Origin of the sequence: Pseudomonas oligotrophica (genome assembly GCF_021726475.1) — a bacterium.
GTDB lineage: Bacteria > Pseudomonadota > Gammaproteobacteria > Pseudomonadales > Pseudomonadaceae > Stutzerimonas > Stutzerimonas oligotrophica.
In genome coordinates this window covers 214,186-233,964 of the sequence record NZ_JAKJRU010000002.1, presented here as the reverse complement: position 1 = coordinate 233,964, position 19,779 = coordinate 214,186, and the positions used below count along the sequence as shown (strand labels likewise).

Annotated in this window: 18 protein-coding genes; 9 read left to right on the top strand and 9 right to left on the bottom strand. The window is 68.4% G+C overall.

From position 1 onward, the window contains the following. Position 1 precedes the first annotated feature (1 nt). From dapF to L3N39_RS05005, 4 genes are all read left to right on the top strand, one after another. A complete protein-coding gene (dapF, locus tag L3N39_RS05020; RefSeq protein ID WP_237256191.1) occupies positions 2 to 832 on the top strand; it encodes a diaminopimelate epimerase in 831 nt (276 codons plus the stop codon). Further along, entirely contained in the window at positions 829 to 1,527 is a 699-nt protein-coding gene (locus L3N39_RS05015) for a DUF484 family protein (protein WP_237256190.1), read from the top strand. The genes dapF and L3N39_RS05015 overlap by 4 nt, the downstream gene beginning before the upstream one ends. Before the next feature lie 88 nt (positions 1,528 to 1,615). Then, positions 1,616 to 2,521, top strand: coding sequence for a tyrosine recombinase XerC (gene xerC, locus L3N39_RS05010; protein WP_237256189.1), 906 nt, complete (start codon positions 1,616 to 1,618; stop codon positions 2,519 to 2,521). Further along, positions 2,518 to 3,222 (top strand): HAD family hydrolase, encoded by a 705-nt coding sequence (locus L3N39_RS05005; protein WP_237256188.1) that lies wholly within the window; start codon positions 2,518 to 2,520, stop codon positions 3,220 to 3,222. The genes xerC and L3N39_RS05005 overlap by 4 nt, the downstream gene beginning before the upstream one ends. A gap of 57 nt (positions 3,223 to 3,279) precedes the next feature. On the opposite strand, the gene sutA is transcribed toward L3N39_RS05005, so the two are convergent. The 5 genes from sutA to glnK form a co-directional block, all read right to left on the bottom strand. Then, positions 3,280 to 3,609, bottom strand: a complete 330-nt coding sequence (gene sutA / locus L3N39_RS05000) for a transcriptional regulator SutA (protein WP_237256187.1) — start codon at positions 3,607 to 3,609, stop codon at positions 3,280 to 3,282. A 75-nt stretch (positions 3,610 to 3,684) separates the two neighbouring features. After that, complete coding sequence (locus L3N39_RS04995; RefSeq protein ID WP_237256186.1) at positions 3,685 to 4,110, bottom strand: secondary thiamine-phosphate synthase enzyme YjbQ; 426 nt, start codon at positions 4,108 to 4,110, stop codon at positions 3,685 to 3,687. Positions 4,111 to 4,207: 97 nt separating this feature from the next. Beyond that, positions 4,208 to 5,458, bottom strand: a complete 1,251-nt coding sequence (locus L3N39_RS04990; protein ID WP_237256185.1) for an ammonium transporter — start codon at positions 5,456 to 5,458, stop codon at positions 4,208 to 4,210. 106 nt (positions 5,459 to 5,564) lie between these two features. Further along, the gene (locus L3N39_RS04985) at positions 5,565 to 6,881 is read right to left on the bottom strand and encodes an ammonium transporter (protein ID WP_237256184.1); all 1,317 of its coding nucleotides are present in this window, start codon (positions 6,879 to 6,881) and stop codon (positions 5,565 to 5,567) included. 38 nt (positions 6,882 to 6,919) lie between these two features. Then, complete coding sequence (gene glnK / locus L3N39_RS04980) at positions 6,920 to 7,258, bottom strand: P-II family nitrogen regulator (RefSeq protein ID WP_003096476.1); 339 nt, start codon at positions 7,256 to 7,258, stop codon at positions 6,920 to 6,922. A 389-nt stretch (positions 7,259 to 7,647) separates the two neighbouring features. On the opposite strand from glnK, the gene L3N39_RS04975 reads away from it, so the two are divergent. The 3 genes from L3N39_RS04975 to L3N39_RS04965 all read left to right on the top strand — a co-directional run bounded on the left by L3N39_RS04975 (position 7,648) and on the right by L3N39_RS04965 (position 11,526). Further along, positions 7,648 to 7,908, top strand: a complete 261-nt coding sequence (locus L3N39_RS04975; RefSeq protein ID WP_237256183.1) for an accessory factor UbiK family protein — start codon at positions 7,648 to 7,650, stop codon at positions 7,906 to 7,908. Positions 7,909 to 7,941: 33 nt separating this feature from the next. Next, positions 7,942 to 9,438 carry a YifB family Mg chelatase-like AAA ATPase gene (locus tag L3N39_RS04970; RefSeq protein ID WP_237256182.1) on the top strand — a complete coding sequence of 499 codons (1,497 nt, stop codon included), beginning with the start codon at positions 7,942 to 7,944 and terminating at the stop codon, positions 9,436 to 9,438. A 120-nt stretch (positions 9,439 to 9,558) separates the two neighbouring features. Continuing rightward, the gene (locus tag L3N39_RS04965; RefSeq protein ID WP_237256181.1) at positions 9,559 to 11,526 is read left to right on the top strand and encodes a BCCT family transporter; all 1,968 of its coding nucleotides are present in this window, start codon (positions 9,559 to 9,561) and stop codon (positions 11,524 to 11,526) included. Between the two features lie 15 nt (positions 11,527 to 11,541). Here the strand turns inward: L3N39_RS04965 and L3N39_RS04960 are convergent, their stop codons facing one another. Beyond that, positions 11,542 to 13,179 (bottom strand): putative bifunctional diguanylate cyclase/phosphodiesterase, encoded by a 1,638-nt coding sequence (locus L3N39_RS04960; protein WP_237256180.1) that lies wholly within the window; start codon positions 13,177 to 13,179, stop codon positions 11,542 to 11,544. Positions 13,180 to 13,496: 317 nt separating this feature from the next. Here L3N39_RS04960 and rep point away from each other — a divergent pair, with 317 nt between their 5' ends. Both rep and trhA read left to right on the top strand, forming a co-directional pair. Further along, positions 13,497 to 15,506, top strand: a complete 2,010-nt coding sequence (gene rep / locus L3N39_RS04955; RefSeq protein WP_237256179.1) for a DNA helicase Rep — start codon at positions 13,497 to 13,499, stop codon at positions 15,504 to 15,506. Positions 15,507 to 15,597: 91 nt separating this feature from the next. Beyond that, the gene (gene trhA / locus L3N39_RS04950; protein ID WP_237256178.1) at positions 15,598 to 16,215 is read left to right on the top strand and encodes a PAQR family membrane homeostasis protein TrhA; all 618 of its coding nucleotides are present in this window, start codon (positions 15,598 to 15,600) and stop codon (positions 16,213 to 16,215) included. On the opposite strand, the gene L3N39_RS04945 is transcribed toward trhA, so the two are convergent. From L3N39_RS04945 to L3N39_RS04935, 3 genes are all read right to left on the bottom strand, one after another. Beyond that, positions 16,203 to 16,997 (bottom strand): IclR family transcriptional regulator, encoded by a 795-nt coding sequence (locus tag L3N39_RS04945; RefSeq protein WP_237256177.1) that lies wholly within the window; start codon positions 16,995 to 16,997, stop codon positions 16,203 to 16,205. The two genes, trhA and L3N39_RS04945, sit on opposite strands and share 13 nt — an antisense overlap. A 91-nt stretch (positions 16,998 to 17,088) precedes the next feature. Then, positions 17,089 to 18,591, bottom strand: a complete 1,503-nt coding sequence (locus L3N39_RS04940; protein ID WP_237256176.1) for a CoA-acylating methylmalonate-semialdehyde dehydrogenase — start codon at positions 18,589 to 18,591, stop codon at positions 17,089 to 17,091. Between the two features lie 4 nt (positions 18,592 to 18,595). Next, positions 18,596 to 19,762 carry an iron-containing alcohol dehydrogenase gene (locus L3N39_RS04935; protein WP_237256175.1) on the bottom strand — a complete coding sequence of 389 codons (1,167 nt, stop codon included), beginning with the start codon at positions 19,760 to 19,762 and terminating at the stop codon, positions 18,596 to 18,598. Between the last annotated feature and the right edge of the window lie 17 nt (positions 19,763 to 19,779).

Here is a 19,779-nt window from a genome sequence, read left to right as displayed (position 1 = left end):
GATGCTGCTGCGCTTCACCAAGATGCACGGGCTGGGCAACGACTTCATGGTCATCGACCTGGTCAGCCAGCACGCCCACATCCAGCCCAAGCACGCCCGGCAGTGGGGCGATCGCCACACCGGCATCGGCTTCGACCAGCTGCTGATCGTCGAGCCGCCGAGCAACCCGGACGTGGACTTCCGCTACCGCATCTTCAATTCCGATGGTTCGGAAGTGGAGCAATGCGGCAACGGTGCGCGCTGCTTCGCGCGCTTCGTGCTGGACAAGCGCCTGACCCTCAAGCGGCGGATTCGCGTCGAGACCAAGAGCGGCATCATCGAGCTGCAGGTGCGCTCCGACGGCCAGGTTCGCGTCGACATGGGCCCGCCGCGGCTGGAGCCGGTCGACATCCCGTTCCAGGCCGAGGCCCAGGCGCTGAGCTACCCGCTGCAGGTGGACGGGCGCCAGGTCGAGCTGGCCGCCGTGTCCATGGGCAACCCGCATGCCGTGCTGCGCGTCGACAACGTCGACAGCGCCCCGGTACATGATCTGGGACCGCGGATCGAGCATCACCCGCGCTTCCCGCAGCGGGTCAACGTGGGCTTCCTCCAGGTCGTCGACCGCCAGCACGCGCGGCTGCGCGTCTGGGAACGCGGCGCCGGCGAGACCCAGGCCTGCGGCACCGGCGCCTGCGCCGCGGCGGTCGCCGCCATCGGCCAGGGCTGGATGGATTCGCCGGTGCAGATCGACCTGCCCGGCGGCCGTCTGTCCATTGAATGGGCCGGCCCCGGCCAGCCGGTTATGATGACCGGCCCCGCCGTTCGCGTTTACGAAGGACAGGTCCGCCTATGACCGAACAGACCACCGCGCCCGCGGCGCCGCTGCCCGATGCCGAGGCGGTGGCTGCCTACCTGCGCGCCCATCCGGAATTCTTCGTCGATCACGACGAACTGCTCGCCGAACTGCGCCTGCCGCACCAGCCGGGCGCCGCGGTCTCGCTGGTCGAGCGCCAGGTCAAGCTGCTGCGCGAGCGCAACATCGAGATGCGCCATCGCCTGTCGCAGCTGATGGACGTGGCCCGCGACAATGATCGGCTGTTCGACAAGACCCGCCGCCTGGTGCTCGACCTGCTGGATGCCGACAGCCTGGAAACGGTGGTCGGCGCGGTCGAGGACAGCCTGCGCCACGAATTCCAGGTGCCCCACGTGGCCCTGATCCTGTTCAGCGACAACGCCCTGCCGGTCGGCCGCTGCGTCACCGCCGCCGAGGCGCACCAGGCCATCGGCGGCCTGCTGGCCGGCGGCAAGACGGTCTGCGGCGTGCTGCGCCCGCATGAGCTGGCCTTCCTGTTCGGCGAGCAGGAAGCCAGCGGGGTCGGTTCCGCAGCGATGGTCTCGCTCAACCACCAGCTCGGCGTGCTGGCCATCGGCAGCCCCGACCCGCAGCACTACAAGAGCTCGCTGGGCACGCTGTTCCTCGGCTATGTCGCCGAGGTGCTGGTGCGCGTACTGCCGCGCTTCGCCGTGCCGCTGCGCTCGGTGCGCTGAAGCCGCCAGGCGCAACGCCACGGCCGCCCGGCCAGTTGCAGACGACCGCCGCGCGCCGCGATCGAAGCCTCTACCCGGAGCGTGCCGCATGCAGCTTGAAGCGACCCTCGATGCCTACCTCGACCAGCTGCGCAGCGTGCGCCAGCTGTCGGCCCATTCGCTGGACGCCTATCGCCGCGACCTGGGCAAGCTGCTCGCCTTCTGCCAGCGCGAAGGGATCGACGGCTGGGGCGCGCTGCAGGGCCGTCACCTGCGCCAGCTGATCGCCGAGCTGCATCGCCATGGCCAGGCCAGTCGCAGCCTGGCCCGCCTGCTGTCCTCGGTACGCGGCTTCTATCGCTTCCTCAACGACGAAGGGCTCTGCGAGCACGACCCGGCCAGCGGCCTCTCGGCGCCCAAGGGCGAGCGCCGCCTGCCGCGGCTGCTGGACACTGACCGCGCCATGCAGCTGCTCGACGGCGGCGTCGAGGACGACTTCATCGCCCGCCGCGACCAGGCCCTGCTCGAGCTCTTCTATTCCTCCGGCCTGCGCCTCTCCGAACTGGTCGGCCTCGACCTCGACCAGCTCGACCTGGCCGCCGGGCTGGTGCGCGTCACCGGCAAGGGCAACAAGGCCCGCGAGCTGCCGGTCGGGCGCAAGGCGCGCGAGGCGCTGCAGGCCTGGCTGCCGCTGCGGGCGCTGGCCGGGCCGCAGGACGGCGCGGTGTTCGTCGGCCGCCAGGGGCGCCGGCTCGGCCAGCGCGCGGTGCAGCTGCGGGTCCGCGAGGCGGGCGTGCGCGAGCTCGGCCAGCACCTGCATCCACACATGCTGCGACACAGCTTCGCCAGCCATCTGCTGGAATCGTCCCAGGACCTGCGCGCGGTGCAGGAGCTGCTCGGCCATGCCGACATCGGTACCACACAGATCTACACGCACCTGGATTTCCAGCACCTGGCCAAGGTCTATGACCAGGCCCACCCGCGCGCCAAGCGCAAGCAGGACAGCGAAACATGAGCATCCGCCTGATCACCTTCGACCTCGACGACACCCTCTGGCAGGCCGCGCCGATCATCCAGGGCGCGGAGACGGCGCTACGCGACTGGCTGGCGGGCAACGCGCCGCGGCTGGGCGATTTCCCCATCGAGGCGCTGGGTGCGATCCGCCGCATGCTGGTCGAGCAGGAGCCGGGGCTGCGCCACCGGATCAGCGAGCTGCGCCGGCGCATCCTCTTCCACGCACTGAACGATGCCGGCTATCCGGACGCCGAGGCCCACGCCCTGGCCGAGGAAGGCTTCCGCGTCTTCCTCGATGCCCGCCATGCCATCGAGCTGGAGCCGCAGGTGCTGCCGACCCTCGAGTGGCTGGCCAACCACTACATCCTCGGGGTGATCACCAACGGCAACGCCGACGTGCGCCGCCTGGGCCTGGCCGACTATTTCCGCTTCGCCCTCTGCGCCGAGGACCTGGGCGTCGGCAAGCCCGACCCGCAGCCCTTCCGCGAAGCGCTGCGCCTGGCCGAGGTGCCCGCCGGGCAGGCGGTGCATGTCGGCGACCATCACGAGGACGACATCTTCGGCGCCCAGCAGGCCGGGCTGCGGGCGATCTGGTACAACCCCGCACGCCTGACCTGGCAGCACGCCGGCCAGCCGGATGCCGAGGTGCACGACCTCGGCGAGCTGCCGCGGCTGCTGCTGGGCTGGCAGCGCCAGGGCTGAGCCGCCGCTAGAAACGACAGAGCCCGCATCAGGCGGGCTCCGTTGTATCGCACCGGCTCAGATGGGCCGGCTGCCGTACTTGCTGTCCGGCTTCTTCGGCGGGTCGGCAACCACATTGGGCTCGACCTCCTGGACCTGGCCGCCGCGCGCGAGGAATTCCTCCATGGCCCGCGCCAGGGCTTCGCGCTCGCGCTGCTTGGCCTCCATGCTGGGCAGCTCCTCGGGCTCGGCCGCCTTGGCCTTGGCCTTCTTGGTGGTGCTGGCCCGCTCGCTGTCGGTGCCTTCCTCGTCGAGGCTGTTGTCGCCCTCGTCGGCGGCCTCCAGCTCCTCCCCGTCCTCCTCGTCGCCTACGTCCAGGTCTTCTTGTTCGAGTTCTTCGTCGCTCATGTTCAACCTCATGGCTTGCCAACGCGGTACATATATAGCCCAGCAGCGGAATTTGTCCGCTGGCTGGAGCAAAAATCAACTATCGGCTGCGTGCAGCGTCGCCAGCAGCCGGCGCGCCCCGCCCTGGTCGCGGTGCTCGCCCAGGTAGATACCCTGCCAGCTGCCGAGCGCCAGGCAACCCTGGCTGACCGGCAGGCTCAGCTGGCAACCCAGCAGGCTGGCCTTGAAATGCGCCGGCAGGTCGTCAGGGCCTTCGTAGTCGTGCTCGTAACCGGGCTCGCCCTGCGGCACCAGCCGGTTGAAGAAGCGCTCGAAGTCGCGCCGCACCGCCGGGTCGGCATTCTCGTTCACCGTCAGCGAGGCCGAGGTGTGCTGCAGCCACAGGTGTAACAGACCGATACGGCAACTTTGCAGTTCCGGCAGGGCCGCGAGCACTTCGTCGGTGACCAGGTGGAAACCGCGCGGCCGCGGACGCAGCGTGATCAGGGTCTGGTGCCACATGATGGTGATGCTCGCCGTCCAATGGCGCGCATTCTAGCGTGGCCGCAGAAAAAGCAAAGGGCGCCCGCAGGCGCCCTTGGCAGAGCCTTCGAACGGCTCAGCGATTGGTGAACTCCGGGTAGGCTTCCAGGCCGCATTCGACCACGTCCACCCCTTCGTACTCCTCTTCCTCGCTGACACGCAGACCGATGACCGCCTTGAGGATGCCCCACACCGCCAGGCTGGCGACGAACACCCAGACGAAGATCGAGGCCACGCCCAGCAGCTGGGCCACGAAGCTGCCGTCGGCATTGGTCAGCGGCACCGCCAGCAGGCCCCAGATGCCGGCCACGCCGTGCACCGAGATGGCGCCGACCGGGTCGTCGATGCGCAGCTTGTCCAGGGCGAGGATGCTGAACACCACCAGCACGCCGCCCACCGCGCCGATCAGGGTCGCCTGCAGCACGCTGGGGGTCAGCGGCTCGGCGGTGATCGCCACCAGGCCGGCCAGGGCACCGTTGAGCACCATGGTCAGGTCGGACTTGCCGAACAGCAGGCGCGCGGTGATCAGCGCGGCGACCAGGCCGCCGGCCGCGGCCATGTTGGTGTTGCTGAACACCTGGGCCACCGCATTGGCGTCCTCGATGGTGCTCATCTTCAGCTGCGAGCCGCCGTTGAAGCCGAACCAGCCCATCCACAGGATGAAGGCGCCGAGGGTCGCCAGCGGCAGGTTGGCGCCGGGGATGGCGTTGATCTGGCCGTTGGGGCCGTACTTGCCCTTGCGCGGACCGAGCAGCAGGACACCGGCCAGGGCGGCGGTGGCGCCGGCCAGGTGCACCAGGCCGGAGCCGGCGAAATCGAGGAAGCCGGCTGCGTCGAGGAAGCCGCCGCCCCACTTCCAGAAGCCCTGGATCGGGTAGATGAAGCCGGTCATCACCACCGCGAAGGCGATGAAGGCCCACAGCTTCATGCGCTCGGCCACCGCGCCGGAGACCACCGACATGCAGGTCGCGGCGAACACCACCTGGAAGAAGAAGTCGGCGCGCGCCGAGTAGTAGGGCGCGTCCTCGCCGCCAGCGGCGACCAGCTCGACGGCGTGCTCGTCGCCGATCAGCAGGCCCAGGCTCGGCAGGATGCCGCCTTCGGGGCTCGAGTACATCAGGTAGTAGCCGACCAGCATGTACATGATCGAGGCCACCGCATAGAGCACGATGTTCTTGGTCAGGATCTCGGCGGTGTTCTTCGCCCGCACCAGGCCGGATTCCAGCATGGCGAAGCCGGCGGCCATCCACATGACCAGGGCGCCGCAGATGACGAAGTAGAAGGTATCGAGTCCGTACTGGACGGGTATCAGGGCCGTGCTGTCCATGTTCACCTCTTGCTGTCGCGTATGTTTTGTTCGCCGGCCGGCCTTTTCGCGGCAAGCCGACCCCGTACCCCGGGGTTGGCTCCGGGGCCGGGTGTAAGGCTCGGGATTACAGGTTGTAGCCGCGCTCGTTGTGCAGGCTGAGGTCCAGGCCGACCGATTCCTGTTCTTCGTTCACCCGCAGGCCCATGACCAGGTCGATGACCTTGAGGATCACGAAGGTGACGATGGCGGTGTAGACCACGGTGAAGAGCACGCCCTTGAACTGGATCCACAGCTGCAGGGCGATGTTCTCGACCTCGCCGAAGCCACCGAGGGCCGGTGCGGCGAACGCGCCGGTAAGGATGGCGCCGACGATGCCGCCCACGCCGTGCACGCCGAAGGCGTCCAGCGAGTCGTCGTAGCCGAGCTTGCGCTTGAGCGTGGTGGCGCAGAAGAAGCAGATCACCCCGGAAGCCAGGCCGATCACCAGCGCGCCCATCGGACCGGCGGTGCCGGCGGCCGGGGTGATGGCCACCAGGCCGGCGACCACGCCGGAGGCGATGCCCAGCGCGCTGGGTTTGCCGTGGGTCATCCACTCGGCGAACATCCAGGCCAGCGCCGCGGCGGCGGTGGCGATCTGAGTCACCAGCATGGCCATCCCGGCGGTGCCGTTGGCGGCGACCGCGGAGCCGGCGTTGAAGCCGAACCAGCCGATCCACAGCATGGCCGCGCCGGTCAGCGTGTAGCCGAGGTTGTGCGGTGCCATCGGCGTGCTCGGAAAGCCCTTGCGCTTGCCCAGCACCAGGCAGGCCACCAGGCCGGCGATGCCCGCGTTGATGTGCACCACGGTGCCGCCGGCGAAGTCCAGCACGCCCCAGTCCCACATCAGGCCGCCGTCGCCGGCCCAGACCATGTGCGCGATCGGCGCGTAGACCAGGGTGAACCACACCGTCATGAACACCAGCATCGCGGAGAACTTCATGCGCTCGGCGAAGGCACCGACGATCAGCGCCGGGGTGATGATGGCGAAGGTCATCTGGAAGGTAATGAACACGCTCTCGGGGAAGGCGCCGACCAGGCTGTCGACGGTCAGGCCGCTGAGGAAGGCGCGCTCCAGGCCACCGACGAAGGAGCTGAGGTTGGTCACGCCCGCTTCCATGCCAGTGGTGTCGAACGCCAGGCTGTAGCCGTAGACCATCCACAGGATGCTCATCAGGCCGGTGATGGCGAAGCACTGCATCATTACCGACAGCACGTTCTTGGAACGGACCATGCCGCTGTAGAACAGCGCCAGGCCGGGAATGGTCATGAACAGCACCAGCACGGTGGCCGTGAGCATCCAGGCCGTGTCGCCTGAATCGAGCGTGGCCTCCTGCGCCAGGGCCAGGCCCGGGCTGAGCAGAGGCAAAAGGGCTCCTAGCCCTGCGAATCTACGCAGAGTCATGGTGTTTACTCCTGGGGCGGGGGGTTCGGAGGCGCTGCTTAGATCGCGTCGGTATCGGTTTCGCCGGTACGGATGCGGATGGCCTGTTCCAGGTTGACGACGAAGATCTTGCCGTCGCCGATCTTGCCGGTGTTGGCCGCCTTGGTGATGGCCTCGATCACGCGATCGAGCTGGTCATCGGCGATGGCCACGTCGATCTTCACCTTCGGCAGGAAGTCGACCACGTACTCGGCACCGCGATAGAGCTCGGTGTGGCCCTTCTGCCGGCCGAAACCCTTGACCTCGGTGACGGTGATGCCCTGGACGCCGATTTCCGACAGCGACTCGCGCACGTCGTCCAGCTTGAACGGCTTGATGATGGCAGTGACTAGTTTCATGAAAACTTCTCCCGTTTAGGTGGACTTGCCCCAGAAGTACGAACCCGGGCCCAAGTCTAAGCGCAGTGTCTGGCTCTTGTAACGCGTCGGCTGGCGCCGCGGCGCGTGCCCGACAGCACCGACCGGCCCAGCGGCCGGTGGATCGGCGTGCACCTGCAACGCTCCGCTGCCGGGGTCAAAGCAGAATCGGTGCCAGCTTTGCGAAAAGCCCGGGCTACAGGCGCTGCGGGCGGATCGCACGGCAGCCTGGGGCAGATTGGCATTAGTGCATGCACCACAAGGGTGCAGCCACGCACCGGCAGCTGCCCGGATTCTGTGCAGGGCCGCCGCCGGCGGCCTGGAGGCAGCGTGCTACACTGCCCGGCCGGTCCACCTGCAGGTAAGTCCCCATGTTTCCGCCCAAAGCCTTTCTCGATGCCATCGGTGCCCAGGCCTCGCGCCTGTTCAACGGCGAAAGCCCCCTGCCCCGTGCCGAATTCGAAGCGCAGCTCAAGGGCATGCTGCAGGGCGCGCTGAGCAAGCTCGACGTGGTCAGCCGCGAAGAGTTCGACACGCAGATGCTGGTGCTCGCGCGGACCCGCGCCCGCCTGGAGGCGCTCGAGGCGAAGGTCGCCGAACTGGAAGAGAAGCTCGCGCCGCCCGCCGAATAAGAGCCGGGCGGCGACAGGATCAAAGGAGTGATCATGTCCCTAGCCATCGTCAACAGCCGGGCACAGGTGGGCGTCGAGGCGCCTGCCGTGACCGTCGAAGCCCACCTGGCCAACGGCCTGCCGTCGCTGGCGCTGGTCGGGCTGCCGGAAACCGCGGTGCGCGAGAGCAAGGATCGCGTGCGCAGCGCCATCCTCACCTCCGGCTTCGATTTCCCCGCCCGCCGCATCACCCTCAGCCTGGCCCCGGCCGACCTGCCCAAGGACGGCGGGCGCTTCGACCTGGCCATCGCGCTGGGCATCCTCGCCGCCAGCGGGCAGCTCCCCGCCGAGGCCCTGGCCGGCGTCGAATGCCTCGGCGAACTGGCGCTTTCCGGTGCGCTGCGGCCGGTGCGGGGCGTGCTGCCGGCCGCGCTGGCGGCACGGGCCAGTGGCCGCGCCCTGCTGGTGCCGCGGGCCAACGCCGAGGAAGCCAGCCTGGCCTCCGGGCTGACCCTGTATACCGCCGACCACCTGCTGGAAGTCGCCGCCCACTTCAGCGGCCAGACCGCGCTGGCGCCCTACCAGGCCGAGGGGCTGCTGCGCCAGGAACTGCCCTACCCCGATCTCGCCGACGTGCAGGGCCAGCTGGCGGCCAAGCGTGGCCTGCTGATCGCCGCGGCCGGGGCGCACAACCTGCTGTTCTGCGGCCCGCCCGGCACCGGCAAGACGCTGCTGGCCAGCCGCCTGCCGGGGCTGCTGCCGCCGCTGGACGAGCAGGAGGCGCTGGAAGTCGCCGCCATCGGCTCGGTGGCCGGCCATGGCCCGCTCGAACACTGGCCGCAACGGCCGTTCCGCCAGCCGCACCACAGCGCCTCCGGCCCGGCCCTGGTCGGCGGCGGCAGCCGCCCGCAGCCCGGCGAGATCACCCTGGCGCACCAGGGCGTGCTGTTTCTCGACGAGCTGCCGGAGTTCGACCGCAAGGTCCTCGAGGTACTGCGCGAACCGCTGGAATCCGGGCATATCGTCATCGCCCGGGCGCGCGACAAGGTGCGTTTCCCGGCGCGCTTCCAGCTGGTGGCGGCGATGAACCCCTGCCCCTGCGGCTACCTGGGCGACCCCGGCGGCCGCTGCCGCTGCACCCCGGAGCAGATCCAGCGCTACCGCGGCAAGCTGTCGGGGCCGCTGCTCGACCGCATCGACCTGCACCTGACCGTGGCGCGCGAGGCCACTTCGCTGGGCACGCCACGGCAGGCCGGCCCATGCAGCGCCGTGGTCGCCAGCCAGGTCGCCGCGGCGCGGGCCATCCAGCAGGCGCGCCAGGGCTGCGTCAACGCCTTCCTCGACCTCGCCGGCCTGCGCGAGCACTGCCGGCTCGCCAGCGAGGACCAGCGCTGGCTGGAAACGGCCTGCGAGCGGCTGGCGCTGTCGCTGCGCGCGGCGCACCGCCTGCTTAAGGTGGCACGCACCCTGGCCGACCTCGAGCAGGCCCCGAGCATCACCCGCGGGCACCTGGCCGAGGCCCTGCAGTATCGCCCCGCAGCAGCCGGCTGAGCACCCGTCGCCGGCGGCGCGCCCGGGCGCAGCATCCGGGCCGAAGCCAAGGTCTGTGTTAAGGTTCAGCGCTTCGCCACAGGCGGCCACTCCCCAGAACACCAATCAAAGGAGAGCAGCATGGAGGCCCAGACGTCTTCGCCCTCGACCATCAACCGGCCGGTATTCTTCGGCTCGACCATCACCCTTCTCGCCCTGCTGGTCTACAGCATCGCCTTCCAGGACAGCGCCCAGGCGGTGTTCAGCGACACCCAGGCCTGGATCATCGCCAACGTCAGCTGGCTCTACATCCTCGCCGTGGCGATCATCCTGCTGATGGTGACCCTGGTCGCCCTGAGCCGCTACGGCGACATCAAGCTCGGCCCCGACCACAGCGTGCCCGACTACAGCTACCTGACCTGGTTCGCCATGCTGTTCTCCGCCGGCATGGGCATCGGCCTGATGTTCTTCGGCGTCGCCGAGCCGGTGATGCACTTCCTCTCGCCACCGGTCGGCGAGGGCGGCACCTCGATCGCCGCGCGCGAGGCGATGAAGATCACCTTCTTCCACTGGGGCCTGCATGCCTGGGCGATCTACGCCATCGTGGCGATGATCCTGGCCTACTTCGCCTTTCGCCACGGCCTGCCGCTGACCCTGCGCTCGGCGCTCTACCCGCTGATCGGCGAACGCATCCACGGCCCAATCGGCCACGCGGTGGACATCTTCGCCATCATCGGCACGGTGCTCGGGGTGGCCACCTCGCTGGGCCTGGGCGTCACCCAGATCAACACCGGGCTGAACCACCTCTACGGCCTGCCGGTGACCATTCCGGTGCAGATCGGCCTGATCATCGGCACCACGCTGCTGGCCACCATCTCGGTGGTCACCGGCCTGGACAAGGGCGTGCGCCGGCTCTCGGAGCTGAACCTGTCGCTGGCCCTGCTGCTGATGCTGATGGTGCTGATCGCCGGGCCGACGGTATTCATCCTGCAGACCTTCGTGCAGAACACCGGCAGCTACCTGTCGGATATCGTCAACAAGACCTTCAACCTCTACGCCTACGAGCCGAACGACTGGATCGGCGGCTGGACGCTGTTCTACTGGGGCTGGTGGCTGGCCTGGTCGCCCTTCGTCGGCCTGTTCATCGCGCGTATCTCGCGCGGGCGCACCATCCGCGAGTTCGTCGCCGGCGTGCTGCTGGTGCCGACCGCCTTCACCCTGCTGTGGATGACGGTGTTCGGTGACACCGCGATCCACATGATCCTCTGGGAACACATCGACAGCCTCGGCAAGGCCATCGAGAGCGACAGCGCCCTGGCGCTGTTTGCCTTCCTCGAGCAGTTCCCGCTGGCGTCGCTGATCTCGCTGGTGGCGATCGTCATGGTGGTGGTGTTCTTCGTCACCTCGGCCGACTCCGGCGCACTGGTGGTGGACATGCTGGCCTCCGGCGGGCACCCGGGCACGCCGGCCTGGCAACGGGTGTTCTGGGCCTGCTCGATGGGTGCGGTGGCCATCGCCCTGCTGCTGGCCGACGGCCTCACCGCGCTGCAGACCGCGACCATCGCCAGCGCGCTGCCGTTCACCATCGCCCTGCTCTGCTCGATGTGGGGCCTGCTCAAGGCGCTGCGCCTGGACGCCACCAAGCAGGGCCTGCGCTACCAGTCGCTGAACACCTCGCCGAGCGCACCGCGCGCGGCCGGCGGCTGGCAGCGGCGCCTGCACAACCTGATGCAGTTCCCGCGGCGCCCCGATGTGGTGCGCTTCATTGCCGGCGTGGTCCGCCCGGCCTGCGAGGCGGTCGCCGAGCAGATGCGCAGCGAGGGCTACGTGGCCGAGGTCAGCGAGGGCGAGGATCGCCGCGTGCGCATCGAGATCCGCCACGAGGGCGAGCCGGACTTCATCTACGAGGTGCGCCCGCGCGCCTACGAGATGCCCAACTTCGTGCCCAGCCTCGACGAGCAGGACGAGCGCCAGTACTTCCGCGCCGAGGTGCACCTCAAGGAAGGCGGCCAGGACTACGACCTGATGGGCTGGAACCGCGAGGATGTGATCGGCGACATCATCGACCAGTACGAGAAGCACCTGCACTTCCTGCACATCGTGCGCTGAAGCCAGGGCGGCGGCTCAGTTCAGCCGCATGCCCTCGCCGAGCGGCTCGCGCCCGAGGTAGCCGAGCAGCTCGGGCAGCGGCAGCGGCCGACTCACCAGGTAGCCCTGCACCTGGTGCGCGCCGAAGCGCTGCAGCCAGTGCAGCTGCTCGGCGGTCTCCACCCCCTCGGCGACGATCTCCAGCTTGAGGTTGTGCGCCAGGCCGATCATCGCCTGGACCAGCTGGCGGTTGCCGTCCATCCCGGCGACGAAGCTCTTGTCGATCTTCAACAGGGTGATCGGCAGGCTGGACAGGTGCACGAACGAGGAAAAGCCGGTGCCGAAGTCGTCCAGCGAGAAGCGCACGCCCAGGCGGCCGAGGCTCTCCATGGTCCGCCGCACCTGCTCGCTGCGGCGCATCACCGCGGTTTCGGTGAGTTCGAATTCCAGCCAGCGCGGATCGACGCCGCACTCCTCGATCAGCCGGCTCAGGGTCGGCAAGAGCTGGCTGTCCTGGAACTGGCGGAACGACAGGTTGACCGCCATCTGCAGGTGATCCTGCCCGGCCTCGACGAGCGCCTGCAGGTCATGCAGCGCGCGGGCGATGACCCAGTAGCCCAGCGGCACGATCAGGCCGCTCTCCTCCGCCAGCGGGATGAAGGCATCCGGCGCCAGCAGGCCGCGCTCGGGATGCGCCCAGCGCACCAGTGCCTCGACACCGAGGATGCGCCCGCTGTGCAGGCACAGTCGCGGCTGGTAGTGCAGTTCCAGCTCGCCGCGGCGCAGGGCGCGGCGCAGCTCGCCTTCCAGATCCACCAGGGTGCGTGCGGCGCGGCTGCTGTATTCGTCGTAGGCATGCCAGGTGCAACCCTGGCTGACCTTGGCCTGGCGCATGGCCAGCTGGGCATGGCGCAGCAGCGGGTCGGCGCCAATGCCGGCATGGGCGTGGGCCAGGCCCAGGCTGCAGCCGAGCATCAGGCTTTCGCCGTCGAGCCAGTAGGGCTCGCCGAGCGCCTCGACCAGTAGTTCGGCCAGCTGCTCGGCGCGCTGCGGGCTGCGCCGGGTGTCGATCAGCAGGGCGAACTCGTCGCTGCCCAGGCGCGCCAGCGCATCGCCCGGCTCCAGCGCGGTCTCCAGGCGGGCCACCACCTGCAGCATCAGGCGGTCGCCGGCGGCATGCCCAAGTGTGTCGTTGACCCGGCCGAAGTTGTCCAGGTCCAGGTAGCCCAACGCCAGGCCGCGGCCATGGTGGTCGGCGAGCGCCTCCATCAGTTGCGCCTGGAAGCCCTGCCGATTGACGATGCCGGTCAGCGGATCATGGTCGGCCAGGCGCTGCAGGGTGCCCTGCATGTTGCAGCGCTCGCGCACGTAGCGCAGGCAGCGGCGCAGCACCTCGGGGCTCAGCTGGCTGCGGACCAGCCAGTCCACCACGCCCTCCGGCGGCTCGTCCGGCTCCTCTTCGAGCAGCAGGATCACCGGCCAGCGGCACGCGCCGGGGGCCGGCTGGCAGGCCGGCGCGGCAAGCACCACGCAGGGCTGGTCGCCTTCGAGGCGCTCGCGCACGCTGTCGGCCCCCGGCGCGACGATCAGTGGCTGGCGGCTCTCGACGGCCGCCAGGCACGAGCGCAGGCGCCTGGCCCAGGCAGGCTGGTCGGCAAGCAGGACCAGGGGCATGGTTTGGCTGGGCGCGGACACGCGACCTCCCGATTGGCGAAGGATGGAGGCAAACAGATCGCCCCGCTGACGCCACCTCCCTGTGTAGCGCGGGTGCACCAGGCCAGGCCTGCTTCCGGCACCGCGCCACAAGACTAAAGCAATCTGCGCATTAGCCAAGGCCCAGACGCGTCTGCGGCGCCCTTGCAGGGGCAATCGACCGCAAAACCGCCACCTGCGTCACGGCCATCCGGGGCGACGGACAACGGGTGGCGAGCGAGGCTTCGGCCCGCCGGCCTGCTAAACTCTCGCCCCCCTCGAAACGACCTGAACGAGACATGTCCCGACTCAACCCTCGGCAGCAGGAAGCCGTGAACTACGTCGGCGGCCCCCTGCTGGTGCTCGCCGGTGCCGGCTCCGGCAAGACCAGCGTGATCACCCGCAAGATCGCCCACCTGGTGCAGAACTGCGGCATCCAGGCCCGCCACATCGTCGCCATGACCTTCACCAACAAGGCGGCGCGGGAGATGAAGGAGCGCGTCGGCACCCTGCTCAAGGGCAGCGAGGCGCGCGGCCTGACCGTGTCCACTTTCCACAACCTGGGCATGAACATCATCCGCAAGGAATACGCGCGCCTGGGCTACAAGCCCGGCTTCTCGATCTTCGATGACGGCGACATCAAGGCGCTGCTCACCGACATCATGCAGAAGGAATACGCCGGCGACGACGGTGCCGACGAGATCAAGAACCTCATCGACAGCTGGAAGAACGACCTGATCCTGCCGGACGAAGCCCTGGCCAACGCCCGCGGGCCGAAGGAGCAGACCGCCGCGATCGTCTACCTGCACTACCAGCGCACGCTCAAGGCGTACAACGCGGTGGACTTCAACGACCTGATCCTGCTGCCGGTCAAGCTGTTCCAGGAGCACAAGGACATCCTGGAAAAGTGGCAGAACCGCATCCGCTACCTCTTGGTCGACGAATACCAGGACACCAACGCCAGCCAGTACCTCTTGGTGAAGATGCTGGTGGGCATGCGCCACCAGTTCACCGTGGTCGGCGACGACGACCAGTCGATCTACGCCTGGCGCGGCGCGCGCCCGGAAAACCTCAACCTGCTCAAAGAGGACTACCCGTCGCTGAAGGTGGTGATGCTGGAGCAGAACTACCGCTCCACCAGCCGCATCCTCAAGTGCGCCAACATCCTCATCGCCAACAACCCGCACGTGTTCGAGAAGCAGCTGTGGTCGGAGATGGGCCATGGCGACGAGATCCGCGTGATCCGCACGCGCAACGAGGAGGCCGAATGCGAGCGGGTGGCGCTGGAAATCCTCACCGAGCACCTGCGCACCGGGCGCCCCTACAGCGACTTCGCCATCCTCTACCGCGGCAACTACCAGGCCAAGCTGATGGAGCTGAAGCTGCAGCACCACCAGATTCCCTATCGCCTGTCCGGCGGCACCAGCTTCTTCGCCCGCCAGGAGGTGAAGGACCTGATGAGCTACTTTCGCCTCCTGGTCAACCCGGACGACGACAACGCCTTTCTGCGGGTGATCAACGTGCCGCGCCGCGAGATCGGCTCCACCACCCTGGAAAAGCTCGGCAACTACGCCAGCGAGCGCAAGATCAGCATGTACGCCGCCGCCGACGAAATCGGCCTCGGCGCGCACCTGGACAGCCGCTATACCGAGCGCCTGGCGCGCTTCAAGCACTGGATGGACAAGGTGCGCCAGCAGTGCGCGCAGAACGACCCGATCGCCGCCATCCGCAGCATGGTGATGGACATCGACTACGAGAACTGGCTCAGGCAGAACGCCTCCAGCGACAAGGTCGCCGACGCGCGCATGGGCAACGTCTGGTTTCTCGTCGAGGCGCTGAAGAACACCCTGGACAAGGACGAAGACGGCGACATGACCATCGAGGACGCCATCGGCAAGCTGGTGCTGCGCGACATGCTCGAGCGCCAGCAGGAAGAGGAAGAAGGTGCCGAGGGCGTGCAAATGATGACCATGCACGCCTCCAAGGGACTGGAATTCCCCTCGGTGTACATCATCGGCTTCGAGGAAGAGATCCTGCCGCACCGCTCCAGCATCGAGGCCGACACCATCGAGGAAGAGCGGCGCCTGGCCTACGTCGGCATCACCCGCGCCAAGCGCAACCTGGCGCTGACCTTCGCCGCCAAGCGCAAGCAGTACGGCGAGGTCATCGACTGCACGCCGAGCCGCTTCCTCGACGAACTGCCGCCCGAGGACCTGGTCTGGGAAGGCGGGGAGGACGCGCCGGTGGAGGTCAAGGCCGCGCGCGGCAATGACGCCCTGGCGGCGATGCGGGCGATGCTCAAGCGCTGACGGCCGGGTCCGGTTTTCCCGCGACGGCCGGTTTGAATCCCGTAACCCGGCCGCGGCATGCTGGTGGCGTCGCGGTTACGGGAGGGTCGGGATGTATCACGGCGAACGCTTCAATGCCTGGACGCACCTGGTGGGCGCCCTGCTCGCCAGCTTCGGCGCCATCTGGCTGCTGGTCCTCGCCGCGCTCGACGGCTCGCCGGCAAAGATCGTCAGCGTGGCGATCTACGGCCTCAGCCTGATCCTGCTCTACAGCATCTCGACGCTCTACCACAGCCTGCGCGGGCGGGCGAAAGGGGTGATGCGCAAGCTCGACCACCTGTCGATCTACCTGTTGATCGCCGGCAGCTACACGCCGTTCTGCCTGGTGACCCTGGCCGGCGCCTGGGGCTGGACGCTGTTCGGCATCGTCTGGGGCCTGGCGGTGATCGGCATGCTGCAGGAGATCAAGCCGCGCTCCGAGGCTCGCGTGCTGTCACTGGTGATCTACGCGGTGATGGGCTGGATCGTGCTGGTGGCGGTCAAGCCGCTGTTCGCCGCCCTGGGCGGCGCCGGTTTCAGCTGGTTGCTGGCCGGCGGCCTCTGCTACACGGTGGGCATCGTGTTCTTCGTCTTCGACGACCGCTTCCGGCACTGGCACGGCATCTGGCACCTCTTCGTGATGGTCGGCAGCCTGCTGCACTTCATCGCCATCCTGTTCTACGTGCTCTGACCGCCGTCCGGGGTCGCCTGGCTGCCGAGGATGGCTTCCAGCTCGCCGGCGGCGCTGCGCAGGCGCGGCACGAACTCGAGCAACTGCGCCATCGAGCAACGGATCACCGGCGCGTGGGTGAACAGGCAGGCGCTCAGCTCGCCGCGGCCGTCGCGCACCGGCACCGCGCAGGCGACCATGCCGTCGATGAACTCTTCCGAATCGGTCGCCAGGTCCTCCTCGCGGATGCGCGCCAGGTCGTCGCGCAGCGCGCTGGGGTCGGTCACGGTATTGCGCGCCAGGCGCCGGATCGGCAGCTGGCGCAGCACCCGCTCCAGCTGGACCTCGGGCAGCGAGGCCAGGTAGAGCTTGCCGCTGGCGGTGCACCAGAGCGGCGTGTGGCTGCCGATCGGCAGGTTGATCTGCAGCGGCCAGTTGGTCTGCACCCGGTCGAAATAGAGCATGTCCAGCCCATCCGGGATGGCCAAGCCGCAGGTCTCGCCGATGCTCTCCGACAGCTGGCGCAGCACCGCCTGGCGCAGCGCCTTGTGCCGGCCGCCGCGCAGCACGTCGATGGCGGTGGTGTGCAGGCGATCGCCCGGCAACAGCCCGCCACGCAAGCCGAACTGCAGGAAGCCCTCCTTCTCCAGGGTCTGCACCAATCGATGCGCGCTGGCCTTGGGAATGTCCAGCTTCGCGGCCAGCGCCGTCGGCGTCAGCGGCTGGGGCGCCGCCGCCACCGCCTCGATGATTTCCAGCACGCGGGTGATGGAAGAGCCTTTCTCGCGGGGAGTGCTGCGCATCGTCTGCCTTGTCGTTCGATGAAGATGGACGCCCCACAGGGCGCCCGGGAGTGTAGCGACCGGCACCGCCAGTGCAACGGTGCCGCGCGGGTTACTTCATGGTCGGCATGGCGAACTCGGCGCCGGCACGGATACCGGTGGGCCAGCGCCGGGTCACGGTCTTCATCCGGGTGAAGAAACGCACCCCATCCGGGCCGTGCATGTTCAGCGGGCCGAACACCGAGCGCTTCCAGCCGCCGAAGCAGTGGAAGGCCATCGGCACCGGGATCGGCACGTTGACGCCAACCATGCCGACCCTGACGTTCTCCTCGAACTGCCGTGCGGTGTCGCCGTCACGGGTGAAGATCGAAGTGCCGTTGCCGAACTCGTGGTCGTTGATCAGTTGCAGCGCCTCGTCGAACGACGCAACCCGCACCACGGCCAGCACCGGGCCGAAGATCTCCTCGCGGTAGATGCGCATGTCTGGCGTGACCCGGTCAAACAGCGTCGGGCCGACATAGAAGCCGTTCTCATGGCCCTCGACCTTGATGCCGCGGCCGTCGCAGACCAGCGTTGCACCTTCCTCCACGCCCAGATCGATGTAGCCGCTGACCTTCTGCTGGTGCTCGCGGGTCACCAGCGGGCCCATGTGCGGCTCGGGCTCGACGCCCAGGCCCGGGCCGGTGCGCATCTGGCTGATTTCGCCTTTGAGCATTTCGACCAGTTTGTCAGCCACCTCGTCGCCGACACACACCGCGACGGAAATCGCCATGCAGCGCTCGCCGGCAGAGCCGTAGGCCGCGCCCATCAGCGAGCTGACCACCTGCTGCGGATCGGCGTCGGGCATCACCACCATGTGGTTCTTCGCCCCGCCCAGCGCCTGGCAGCGCTTGCCGTGGGCCGAGGCGGTGGCATAGATGTATTCGGCGATGGGCGTCGAGCCGACGAAGCTGACCGATTGCACCCGCTCATCGGTGAGCAGCACGTCCACCGCCTCCTTGTCGCCGTTGACGATGTTCAGCACACCAGCCGGCAGCCCCGCCTCGGCCAGCAGTTCGCCGATCAGCATCGTCGCGCTGGGGTCCTTCTCCGAGGGCTTCAAGACGAAGGTGTTACCGCAGGCGATGGCCACCGGCAGCATCCACAGCGGCACCATGGCCGGGAAGTTGAACGGGGTGATCCCGGCGCAGACACCGAGCGGCTGCATCAGCGAATTCGAATCGATGTCGCGGCCGACGTTGGAAGAAAACTCGCCCTTGAGCAGATGCGGGATGCCGCAGGCGAACTCCACCACTTCCAGCCCGCGGGTGACTTCGCCCTGAGCGTCGGAAAACACCTTGCCGTGCTCGCTGGTGATCAGCCGGGCAACGTCGTCGCGACGTTTTTCGAGCAGTTCCTTGAAACGGAACATGACCCGCGCGCGCACCAGCGGCGGCGTCTTCGACCAGCCTTCGAAGGCGGCCTGGGCAGCGGCAATGGCCTCACGGGTCTCGTCCGCCGAGGACAGCGAGACATACAGGCGCGGCTCGCCGGTGGCCGGGTTGTAGACGGTGGCGTGGCGCTCGGAGCGGCCGGCGACGGCCTCGTTGTTGATCAGGTTGCCGAGGGTCTGCATGGCTTCACTCCTGGTTCCAGACGGTTTCGTAGAGGTCGATGATTTCCGCTTCCGTGGGCACGCGCGGGTTGTTGCCCGGCGAGCCGGAGGCCAGCGCCTGACGCGCCATGGTCGAGCGCAGCTCGAAGAAGCGTTCGCGGGCGATGCCGAACTGTTCCGGGCTCGGCACCTTCAGTTCCTGGTTGATTGCGCGCAGCTCGGCGAGCAGCTTGTCGTTCGCCACCTCGACGCTGTCAGTCTGCGTGGCGACGCCCATAGCCCGCGCGCAGTCGGCATAGCGCTCCGGCGCCGCGGGAATCGAGAAGGCGGTGATCGCCGGCAGCAGCATGGCGTTGGACAGCCCGTGGGGCACATGAAAGAAGGCACCAATCGGCCGGCTCATGCCGTGCACCAGCGCCACCGAGGCGTTGGAGAAGGCGATGCCGGCCAGGGTCGCGCCAAGCATCATCGCCTCACGCGCGGCGCGGTTGTCCGGCTCGTGGAAGGCTGCGCGCAGGTTCGGCGCCAAGAGGCGCATGGCTTGCAGCGCCTGGGCATCGCTGTAGAGGCTGGCCTTGCGGCTGACATAGGCCTCGATGGCGTGGGTCAGCGCGTCGATGCCGGTGTCGGCGGTGACCCGCGGCGGCAGCGAGAGGGTCAGCTCGTAGTCGATCAGCGCGGCGATGGGCATGAAGCCGAGGCCCGCGCAGAGCATTTTCTCGTCGCTGGTCTCGTCGGTGATGATGGTGAAACGCGTCGCCTCCGAGCCGGTTCCGGCGGTGGTGGGGATGGCGATCAGCGGCAGGCCGGCTTCGCTGACATCGCGCGGGAAGCGGTAGTCGCGCATCTCGCCGCCGAACTTGCCGAGGATGCCGATGGCCTTGGCCGAGTCGATCGGGCTGCCGCCGCCGAGGGCGACGATGGAATCGAAATCGCCCTGGCGGACCATCTCGACGCCGGCGCGAATGGAGGCAGCGGTGGGTTCGGGCAGGGTGTCGGCGAAGCACTGGCTGGCGATGCCGGCCTCTTCCAGCTGACCGGCGATGCGCGCGACATAGCCAAGCTCGACCATCATGCGGTCGGTGACGATCAGCGGGCGACTGCAGCCCAGCTCCTGCAGCACGCGGGCGAGTTGCCCGCTGGCGCCAGCGCCGACTTCCATCAGGCGCGGCAGGACGATGCGGTGGCTCATGTGAGGTCCTCCGGGCC

Excerpts from the sequence above, each read along its gene's own strand:
- L3N39_RS04985 (WP_237256184.1), bottom strand. The coding sequence starts at position 6,881 with ATGACTCTGCGTAGATTCGCAGGGCTAGGAGCCCTTTTGCCTCTGCTC.
- L3N39_RS05005 (WP_237256188.1), top strand. The coding sequence starts at position 2,518 with ATGAGCATCCGCCTGATCACCTTCGACCTCGACGACACCCTCTGGCAG.
- L3N39_RS04945 (WP_237256177.1), bottom strand. The coding sequence starts at position 16,997 with ATGCGCAGCACTCCCCGCGAGAAAGGCTCTTCCATCACCCGCGTGCTG.
- dapF (WP_237256191.1), top strand. The coding sequence starts at position 2 with ATGCTGCTGCGCTTCACCAAGATGCACGGGCTGGGCAACGACTTCATG.
- L3N39_RS04990 (WP_237256185.1), bottom strand. The coding sequence starts at position 5,458 with ATGGACAGCACGGCCCTGATACCCGTCCAGTACGGACTCGATACCTTC.
- L3N39_RS04970 (WP_237256182.1), top strand. The coding sequence starts at position 7,942 with ATGTCCCTAGCCATCGTCAACAGCCGGGCACAGGTGGGCGTCGAGGCG.
- xerC (WP_237256189.1), top strand. The coding sequence starts at position 1,616 with ATGCAGCTTGAAGCGACCCTCGATGCCTACCTCGACCAGCTGCGCAGC.
- L3N39_RS04960 (WP_237256180.1), bottom strand. The coding sequence starts at position 13,179 with ATGCCCCTGGTCCTGCTTGCCGACCAGCCTGCCTGGGCCAGGCGCCTG.
- L3N39_RS04995 (WP_237256186.1), bottom strand. The coding sequence starts at position 4,110 with ATGTGGCACCAGACCCTGATCACGCTGCGTCCGCGGCCGCGCGGTTTC.
- L3N39_RS04965 (WP_237256181.1), top strand. The coding sequence starts at position 9,559 with ATGGAGGCCCAGACGTCTTCGCCCTCGACCATCAACCGGCCGGTATTC.
- glnK (WP_003096476.1), bottom strand. The coding sequence starts at position 7,258 with ATGAAACTAGTCACTGCCATCATCAAGCCGTTCAAGCTGGACGACGTG.
- L3N39_RS04940 (WP_237256176.1), bottom strand. The coding sequence starts at position 18,591 with ATGCAGACCCTCGGCAACCTGATCAACAACGAGGCCGTCGCCGGCCGC.
- sutA (WP_237256187.1), bottom strand. The coding sequence starts at position 3,609 with ATGAGCGACGAAGAACTCGAACAAGAAGACCTGGACGTAGGCGACGAG.
- rep (WP_237256179.1), top strand. The coding sequence starts at position 13,497 with ATGTCCCGACTCAACCCTCGGCAGCAGGAAGCCGTGAACTACGTCGGC.
- L3N39_RS04975 (WP_237256183.1), top strand. The coding sequence starts at position 7,648 with ATGTTTCCGCCCAAAGCCTTTCTCGATGCCATCGGTGCCCAGGCCTCG.
- L3N39_RS05015 (WP_237256190.1), top strand. The coding sequence starts at position 829 with ATGACCGAACAGACCACCGCGCCCGCGGCGCCGCTGCCCGATGCCGAG.
- L3N39_RS04935 (WP_237256175.1), bottom strand. The coding sequence starts at position 19,762 with ATGAGCCACCGCATCGTCCTGCCGCGCCTGATGGAAGTCGGCGCTGGC.
- trhA (WP_237256178.1), top strand. The coding sequence starts at position 15,598 with ATGTATCACGGCGAACGCTTCAATGCCTGGACGCACCTGGTGGGCGCC.